Source organism: Nocardioides dubius (assembly GCF_039528155.1).
Taxonomy (GTDB): domain Bacteria; phylum Actinomycetota; class Actinomycetes; order Propionibacteriales; family Nocardioidaceae; genus Nocardioides; species Nocardioides dubius.
Genome location: NZ_BAAALG010000018.1, coordinates 1 through 8,590, shown reverse-complemented (window position 1 = coordinate 8,590; position 8,590 = coordinate 1). Strand labels below are relative to the sequence as shown.

At 70.0% G+C, this 8,590-nt stretch carries 9 protein-coding genes; 8 read left to right on the top strand and 1 reads right to left on the bottom strand.

Going from position 1 to position 8,590, the window contains the following annotated elements:
• From ABD151_RS21965 to ABD151_RS21160, 6 genes are all read left to right on the top strand, one after another.
• The coding region (locus tag ABD151_RS21965) for an AIM24 family protein (RefSeq protein WP_425571953.1) at nt 1-176 on the top strand (176 nt) is incomplete at its 5' end.
• Nucleotides 177-178: 2 nt separating this feature from the next.
• Nucleotides 179-892, top strand: coding sequence for an AIM24 family protein (locus tag ABD151_RS21180; RefSeq protein WP_343996858.1), 714 nt, complete (start codon nt 179-181; stop codon nt 890-892).
• Between the two features lie 40 nt (nt 893-932).
• Entirely contained in the window at nt 933-1,499 is a 567-nt protein-coding gene (locus ABD151_RS21175) for a TlpA family protein disulfide reductase (RefSeq protein ID WP_343996857.1), read from the top strand.
• A gap of 49 nt (nt 1,500-1,548) precedes the next feature.
• On the top strand, nt 1,549-2,775 hold the full coding sequence (gene rocD / locus ABD151_RS21170) for an ornithine--oxo-acid transaminase (protein WP_343996856.1): 1,227 nt from the start codon (nt 1,549-1,551) through the stop codon (nt 2,773-2,775).
• Nucleotides 2,776-2,873: 98 nt separating this feature from the next.
• Nucleotides 2,874-4,124, top strand: coding sequence for an NHL repeat-containing protein (locus ABD151_RS21165; protein WP_343996855.1), 1,251 nt, complete (start codon nt 2,874-2,876; stop codon nt 4,122-4,124).
• A 265-nt stretch (nt 4,125-4,389) separates the two neighbouring features.
• Entirely contained in the window at nt 4,390-5,562 is a 1,173-nt protein-coding gene (locus ABD151_RS21160; protein ID WP_343996853.1) for a lipase family protein, read from the top strand.
• Nucleotides 5,563-5,577: 15 nt separating this feature from the next.
• On the opposite strand, the gene ABD151_RS21155 is transcribed toward ABD151_RS21160, so the two are convergent.
• Nucleotides 5,578-6,144, bottom strand: coding sequence for a helix-turn-helix domain-containing protein (locus ABD151_RS21155; protein WP_343996852.1), 567 nt, complete (start codon nt 6,142-6,144; stop codon nt 5,578-5,580).
• 73 nt (nt 6,145-6,217) lie between these two features.
• On the opposite strand from ABD151_RS21155, the gene ABD151_RS21150 reads away from it, so the two are divergent.
• Entirely contained in the window at nt 6,218-7,822 is a 1,605-nt protein-coding gene (locus ABD151_RS21150) for an FAD-dependent oxidoreductase (protein ID WP_343996851.1), read from the top strand.
• Between the two features lie 105 nt (nt 7,823-7,927).
• A complete protein-coding gene (locus tag ABD151_RS21145; RefSeq protein WP_343996850.1) occupies nt 7,928-8,530 on the top strand; it encodes a hypothetical protein in 603 nt (200 codons plus the stop codon).
• Nucleotides 8,531-8,590: the final 60 nt, after the last annotated feature.

Genomic DNA, 8,590 nt, shown 5'->3' with positions numbered 1-8,590 from the left:
AGGCGCCGGTCGCGGTCGACCCGAACTCGCTGGTGCTGTGGTCCTCGCACCTGACCCCGACCGTGAACAACAGCATGAACATGTCCTCCGCCCTGCGTGGCGGCTCGGGCGAGGCGATCCAGTTCGTCTTCCACGGCCAGGGCTTCGTTGTCGTCCAGGCCTTCGAGGGAGCCTGACGATGCGCAGCAACCTCTTCACCGCCGAGTCGCAGCCCGTGCTCAGCGAGCAGCGCTGGGCCAAGCAGAACGACCAGGCGATCCGGGTCGGTCTGGGGCCGGACATCCTGGCCACCAAGGGCGCGATGACCAGCTACCGCGGCCAGCTCGCCTTCCACCACGAGAAGTCCGGCGGGATGGCGAAGCTCGCCAAGAAGATCGTGACCAGCGAGGACGTCTCGTTGATGCGGGTCAGCGGTCAGGGCGAGGTCTGGTTCGGCCAGGACGCCGGCTACGTCTACACGATCGACCTGGAGAACGAGGGCGTCAGCCTGAACGTCCGCAACCTGCTGGCCTTCGACGCCACGCTGGCGTGGGACATCAAGCGGATCAAGGGCGCCGGGATCATGGCCGGCAACGGCCTCTTCAACACCACGGTGACCGGCTCCGGCACGGTTGCGGTGAGCGTGGTCGGCAAGCCGGTGCTCTTCGACTGCTCGGCCGCCCCGGTGGCCGTCGACCCGAACGCCACCGTGCTCTGGTCCTCACACCTGACGCCGTCGATCAACAACAGCATGAACATGTCCTCGGCGCTGCGCGGTGGCTCCGGCGAGGCGATTCAGTACGTCTTCCACGGCCCCGGCTTCGTGCTCGTCCAGGCCTACGAGTGGAAGCCCGTCGAGGAGGAGTCCAAGGGCGGCGGGATCATCGGGAACGCGCTGGACCTGTTCAGCTGATCGACTCCCGCCGAGGCGCCGGGTCCCTACACTCGGCGCCATGGGTCGACCACGTGCGCTGCTGGCCGGTGGCGTCGCGGTCGCGCTGCTCACCGTAGGGTGCAGCGCTCTCGAGGGCGACGAGTCCATCCGGACCGAGGACGGAAGCGCCATCGCGCAGTTCTCTCCGACCGAACGCGAGGTCATCGAGCTGCCGGCCTCGGCGCCGGGCATCGACGGCGAGCAGCTGGACCTGCCCGCGTTGACACGCGGCAAGGTCGTCGTGCTGAACGTCTGGGCGTCGTGGTGCGGCCCGTGCGTCAAGGAGGCTCCTGCGCTGCGACGCGCGGATGCGCGGTTCGACTCCTCGGAGGTGGCGTTCCTCGGCATCAACATCCGTGACAACGAGGCGAGCGCGAAGGCCTTCGCGCGCACGCACCGGCTCCGCTACCCCAACGTGAGCGACCCGAGCAGCGCGTTGCTGGGGGAGCTGAGCAGCAAGCTCACCGTGGGGATGCCGTTGACTGCGGTGATCGGCGCCGACGGTCGGATGAGCGCCCTGGTCAAGGGCGCGGTGAGCACCGCGACGGTGGCCGCCCTGGTCGACGAGGCCTTGGCGGAGAAGTAGCCGGATCGGGGTCCTTGGCGCGGCCACGTCGAGCACGTACCGTCGATTCATGGAGGCTGATGACACGGTTCGTGGCTTGTCCACCAGCGAGCGGATCGCCCAGGCTGAGCGCTGGGCCGCGCACAACTACCACCCGTTGCCGGTGGTCATCGAGAGCGCCGAGGGTGCGTGGGTGACCGACGTCGACGGGCGTCGGTACCTGGACTTCCTGGCGGCCTACAGCGCGGTGAACTTCGGGCACCGACATCCCGCGCTGACGGCGGCCGCACACGCGCAGCTGGACCGGCTCACGCTGACCAGCCGAGCGTTCGGCTCGGCGCCGTTCGGCCCGTTCGTCGAGGCAGTGGCCCGGCTGGCCGGAAAGCAGATGGTGCTGCCGATGAACACCGGCGCGGAGGCGGTGGAGTCGGCGATCAAGATCAGCCGCAAGTGGGGCTACGACGTGAAGGGCGTGCCCGCGGACGCCGCCACGATCGTCGTCGCGCACGGCAACTTCCACGGCCGCACCACCACGATCGTCTCGTTCAGCGACGATCCCGTGGCGACGACGGGGTTCGGCCCGTTCACGCCCGGCTTCCGGCTGGTGCCCTATGGCGACGCGGCCGCGATCGAGGCGGCCATCGACGAGACCACGGTCGCGGTGCTGCTGGAGCCGATCCAGGGTGAGGCGGGCGTGATCATCCCGCCGCCGTCCTACCTGCCCGAGGTGCGGGCGATCACCGCCGCACGCAACGTGCTGCTGATCGCCGACGAGATTCAGTCGGGCCTCGGGCGCACCGGAGCGACCTTCGCCTGCGACCTGGTCGGCGTCGTCCCGGACCTGTACCTGCTGGGCAAGGCGCTCGGCGGCGGGATCGTCCCGGTCTCCGCGGTGGTCGGCGACCGCGAGGTGCTCGGGGTGCTGCATCCGGGCGAGCACGGCTCGACCTTCGGCGGCAATCCGGTGGCGGCCGCCGTCGGGACCGCGGTGGTGGACCTGCTGGAGACCGGCGAGATGCAGCAGCGGGCCAAGACGATGGGCGAGGTGCTGGATGCCCGGTTGCAACGGCTCGTCGGGAACGGCGTGACGGCGGTGCGGGCAGTCGGGCTCTGGGCCGGCGTCGACATCGACCCCGCGCTCGGCACCGCCCGGCAGGTCTGCGAGCGGCTGATGGCGCGCGGCGTCCTGGCCAAGGACACGCACGGTCACACGGTGCGCTTCGCCCCGCCGCTGATCGTCACCGAGGCGGAGCTGGACCTGGCGTTGACGGCGTTCGAGGAGTCACTGCGCGGGTGAGCGCAGCCGATCTGGGAAACACTCCGGGTCCGGCGCGCCGATGTTAGGTTGCGGTCTAGTCCGCATCCGCACTCTTCTGACATGGCTCGGGGGCCCACGTGAAGAAGTCATCTGCCCTGCTCATCTCCGTCGCCGTCGCCGGAGCACTCGCCGTGGCGCCCGTGACCAGCGCCGAGGCGGCCAAGCCCCGGGTCAGCATCAAGGTCTCGGATGCCACTCCGGTGGCGGGCTCCATCATCACCGTCACGGGCAAGGTCCGCGGCGCCTCGGCAGGCAAGCGGATCAGCCTGCAGAAGAAGGTCGGCAAGCGGTGGAAGAAGGTCGACTCCGGCCGCGTCTCGAAGAGTCGCACGTACTCGCTCGCCGTTCGGGTGAAGAGCGGGCGGCACGTCTACCGGACCAAGGTGGCCAAGCAGGGTCGGTTCAAGACGGCGGTGTCGCGCACGGTCGCCGTCCGGGCGCGGAAGGTCTGCGTGCGCTACGGACCCTCGAAGATGAAGACCAGCGTCACCACCCCGCGCAGCATGGCGGTCGACCTGCGCAACGGGTCCTACTACGTGGCCGACGCGCACCGGGTGCGGAAGTTCGCCGCCGACGGAACCCTGCGCTACACGATCGGTGGGACGGCGACCGGCACCGACAACCGCTCGTTCAACGCTCCGACCGACGTCGAGGTGGACAAGCACGGCAACCTCTACGTCACCGACATGCACAACTACCGGGTGCAGAAGTACTCATCGAGTGGCACGTACCTGATGTCGTTCGGCACGCCGGGCGTGCGCTTCTCCGGTGGCTATCCGTCCAACGACCCGGCGTCGGTGCCGGAATGGCGCACCCGCTTCTTCTACGCCCAGGACACCGAGGTCCGCGACGACGGTCTCGTCTATGTGCTGGACAACTACCACGTCAAGATCTACAACCCTGACGGCACCTACCGGGCCTACATCGACCTCGACTACGTGAGCAACCCGGAGGAGGACGACTCGACGGCGCAGATGGAGCTCGACGCGCTCGGCGACCTCTATGTGGCGTACTCCGCGAACCCGGTGGTGGTGAGGTTCAACGACGCATTCAAGCGGGCGGGCGTGATCCGTCTTCAGCGGAAGCCCGGATGGACGAGGACCTGGGGTCTTGCTCTCACGCGTCAGGGCACGCTGATGGTGAACCGCAGCTTCGACTCGGGGCCGGTGCTGCAGGAGTACACCCGCGCCGGCACGAGGCTGCGCAACCTGCGCGTGCTCCAGTACTCGCTCGGCGGCCTCGCCCGCGGGCGCGGCGACACCCTCTATTCGGTCTCGTTCTCCGAGAACTCCCTGGTCAAGTACTCCGCCACGAAGCGGCGCTGCTGAGGAAGCGCCCCGCGGGGGTTACTCACCAGTCACTTGGCGACTAGGGTGGGGCCGTCAGTGACCCACGTCACCTCGGGAGCGCATCGTGAGAGTCCGCAGCCTTCGTACGTCCGTCCTGTTCGCCACGTTGAGCGTGGCGGCGAGTGCCCTCGTAGCTGTGGGGGTGAGCGGTGCGCGTGCGCCGACGGTAGCCAGTGAGTCTCGTGGCATCGAGATTCCAGCGTTCTACGATCCGCCGGCGCAGATCCCGAGCCAGCCGGGGGAGTTGATCCGGTCCGAGGCGATGCCGCTGTCGGTGAACCTGCCAGTGGTCTTCCCGGGCAAGGCGACCAGGCTGATGTACAGCTCGATCGACTCGGCGGGCCGTCCGGTCGCGGTGACGGGTGCATTCATCGAGCCGACGAAGGCGTGGGGTGGTCCTGGGCCGCGGCCCGTGGTGGCGTTCGGGTCGGGCACGATCGGCGCGGGCGACCAGTGCGCGCCGTCGCTGGGGTTGGAGAAGCCGTTCAACGTCGGCATCGGCGTCGACGGCGTCGAGACGCTCACCGTGAACTACGACATGATCCAGATGTCGGGGTTGCTCAACAAGGGCGTCGCGGTGGCTCTCACCGACTACGTGGGGCTCGGTGCCACCGACCGGCCGCACCACTACGTGAACCGGGTGTCGACCGCGCATGCAATGCTCGACGTCGCCCGTGCGGTGAAGAAGCTGCCGGGGGTCGCGATTCCGGCTGACACGAAGTTCGGGGCCTGGGGCTACAGCCAGGGTGGCGGCGCCTCGGGTGCGGCGGCGGAGCTGCAGCCCAGCTATGCGCCGGACGTGAACCTGGTCGCCTCCTATGTGGGGGCACCGCCGGCCGACCTGCGCGCCACCATCGACGGCGTGGACGGCGGCCTGATCGTCGGCGTGCTGGGCTTCGCGCTGAACGGCTTCATCGACGCGGTTCCGGAGCTGGGCGCCGTGGTCGCGGCGAACCTGAACGCGAAGGGCAAGACGCTGTTGGCGGACACGGCGACGTCGTGCATCGGCGACATCATCTTCAACCACGCGATGACCAAGACCCGCGACCTGACCACCAGTGGCAAGAGCCTCGGTCAGATCGTCGACGCCGACCCGGCGCTCGCGGCGTTCGTGGCCGAGCAGCGGATCGGGCGGCTCAAGCCGACCGTGGCGACCCTGGTGGCGACGGCGTTGGCGGACGGCGCCGTCCCGCACAAGCAGGCGCGGCAGCTGGCCAAGGACTGGTGCGCCAAGGGCGCGAACGTGAAGTACCTCCCGGTCGGCACCCCGCCACTGCCCGGTGACGCCGACAAGCTGGCGCTGGGTCACGTCAGCGGCATGGTGCTCGCCTGGCCGACCGCGCTGTCGTGGATGACCGACCGGCTCCAGGGGGAGCGGGCCTACGGGAACTGTGGATTGCTGCCGCTGATGCCGTGAGGGGCCCTGCGATCCTCATTCCTTGTCGTGGTGGACGTGGGCGCGTTGTCCGTCGCGATCGAAGATCATCAACAGCTCGGCGGGCCCGTCGACCGCGATGAACGCGTGCGGGGTCATCGTGGCGAACTCCGCCGCCTCGCCGGCCTCGACGATGATCTCGCGCTCGCCGAGCAGGAGCAGGAGGCGGCCGCTGAGCACGAAGAGCCAGTCGTGACCGGGGTGAACGCGCTGCTGTGGCCGGGTGGCGGTCGGCTCCAGGCGCGTCTTCAGGGCGACCGTCGCGCTGTCGGGCCGGCTGAGCGCCCAGGTCGTGCGGCCCTCGGCCTGGCTCGGCGTCGGCCGGATGACCACGTCGTGGTTGTCGCTCGCGTCGAGCAACGCGTCCAGGCCGACCTGGAGGCCGGCGGCCAGCGGTACCAGCACGTCGAGGCTGACGGCGCGCTTGCCGGTCTCGATGCGACTGATCGTCGACGGGCTGAGGTTGGTGCGCGCAGCGAGGTCGTCCAGTGACAGCCCGAGTGTGGTGCGCAGGCTGCGCAAGCGGGTGCGGACGAGGTGCTCGAGGTCGACCTGTGCAGACATGGCGCTCCTTGCGCGTCTTGCGAATAGTGCAAGGAGTCTACCGGATTTCGCCAGAGGTTCCTATGCTCGAGGTATGACTGAGCACCGCGAGCACTCTCACCACGCTGACTCCACTCCCACGGCGATCGTCCGGCACTGCGACGTCGCGGTGATCGGCGGTTCGGCCGCCGGTCTCGCTGCGGCCCTGCAACTGGGGCGTCAGCGTCGGTCGGTGATCGTGGTCGACTCCGGCGAGCCCCGCAATGCGCCGGCCGAGCACATGCACAGCTTCCTGGGGCGCGACGGCACCGACCCCGCAGAGCTCCTGGTCGCGGGGCGGGCGGAAGTGCGGAGCTACGGCGGCGAGGTGCTGTCCGGGCAGGCGCTGCGCGTCCGGCGGGATGGCGACGGCTTCGTCGTCGAGCTCGCTACCGGTGACAGCGTGGCGGCGCGTCGCATCGTCGTCGCAACGGGTCTGGGCGACGAGTTGCCCGCCGTCGACGGACTGGCTGCGCACTGGGGCCGATCGGTGTTCCACTGCCCGTTCTGCCACGGCTACGAGGTGCGCGATCAGCGCCTGGTCCACCTCGTCACCAGCTCCGCCGGGTTGCATGTGGCGCCGCTGCTGCGGCAGCTGACGGAGCGGTTGACCGTCCTGATCGCCGACGGCGTCGAGGTGGACGCAGCCGAGCTTGCCACCCTGGCGGCTGCCGGGGTGGACGTGCGCGAGGCCGCTACCGCGACGCGGGTGGTTGCCGGCGCGGACGGGCGGCTGACCGGGGTTGAGCTGATGGACGGCGCGCTGATCGACGCCGACGCGATCCTCGTCGGACCGCGATTCCACTCGCGAACCGAGGCGTTCGCGGACCTTGGCCTGCGCCCCAGCCCGCACCCCACCGGGTTGGGAGAGGTGATAGAGGTCGATCTGATGGGTGCCACTGCTGTCGAGGGCGTCTTCGCGGCAGGCAGCGTCACCGACCCGAGCCAGCAGGTGCTCTCGGCGGCTGCGCACGGCAGCCGTGTCGGAGGGGCCGTTGCCATGAGCCTTGCCGCCGAGGACACCCAGGTCGCCGCGCGCCCGTCCGGCACGGTGGCCGACTGGGACCACCGCTACTCCAGTGACCCGATCTGGAGCGGCAACCCGAACGGCTCACTGGTGGCTGAGGTGGCTGAGTTGGCGCCCGGCCGCGCACTGGACGTCGGTGCCGGCGAGGGCGGCGACGCGATCTGGCTGGCCGAACAGGGCTGGAAGGTGACCGCGAGTGACATCTCCTCCCGTGCGCTCGCGCGGGTCCAGGCCGAGGCGGAGCGCCGCGACCTGCCGGTCACCTGCGCGTTGGCCGATGCGAACGCGCGGGACCCGTTCGCCCGAGGTGGGTTCGAGCTGGTCTCCGCGGCCTACGCGTCGATCCCGCGGACGCCCGACCTGCGCGGGGTCCACAACGTCCTCGACGCTGTTGCCCCCGGCGGAACCCTCGTGATCCTGAGCCACGACATGGAGGCCATGCAGGACCCGAAGCATCAGCATCGGCCGTTCGACCCGGAGGCCTATCTGCACATCGAGGACTTCGCCGCGGTTCTCGAGACGTTGCCGGGCTGGACCATCGCCGTCAACGAGAAGCGTCCGCGGCCTGCGGGCTCGGCGAGCGCGGCGCACCACGCCGATGACCGGGTGCTGCGAGCGGTGCGGCACGGCTGAACGCGGTCTCCTGGCGTTGCTGGTCCGCCACGGCACCGTCCGTGTCGAGCTCGGTGCAGGGTGGCAGGCTGGAGCACGACCGGTTGTGTCGTAGAGGGGGCAGGGATGACCCGCAGCCAGTTCCGCGGCGAGATCGTCGGCATCGGCAGCACGAGCGGGATCAGGGTGGTCGTCGGCCGCTGGAGCTCCTCTCCGCTGGGGAGCTTCGCCGACGTCATGGTCGAGACGGCAGCGGGGCACCGCGTCCTGCTGGCGCCGAGTCCGGAGGTCGCGGAGTTCGTGGCGGCGACCTACTCGTTCGACGCCGTCCGGATCGAGGAGGTGCGTGTGGACGAGACGCCGGACGGCGGGTGGTCCGTCACCTCGCCGTCGCTGGCTCTCTCGGTGCGCGTGGGCGGCAGGACGGTCCTGGGCCGGGCGCTGTGCGTGGTTCCTCGACGCGTTGCCGAGAGCCCGGCCTGGTGCACGCTCACCGATCCGGTCGCGCGCGTCGCGCTGCGCGGCGTCCGGACTCGCGGCAGCGCGGGCGCGGGTCGTCGGGAGTGGTACGGGGCAACGGACCACCGGGCCGTCACTCGCATTGCGGGCTCGTTCGACGGCGTCGACCTGGGTGAGCTGCGACCGGTGCTGCCCCCGCCGCGGTTCGGCTTCTCCTCGACCCCGCCCACGCCCTCGATCACGCAGGTGGTCACCACGGTTGCGTGGTGACCGGCCCGGTTCGACGAGCTGCGACCTACAGGCAGGAGCCTCGCCTCGCTGTTGCGGGTT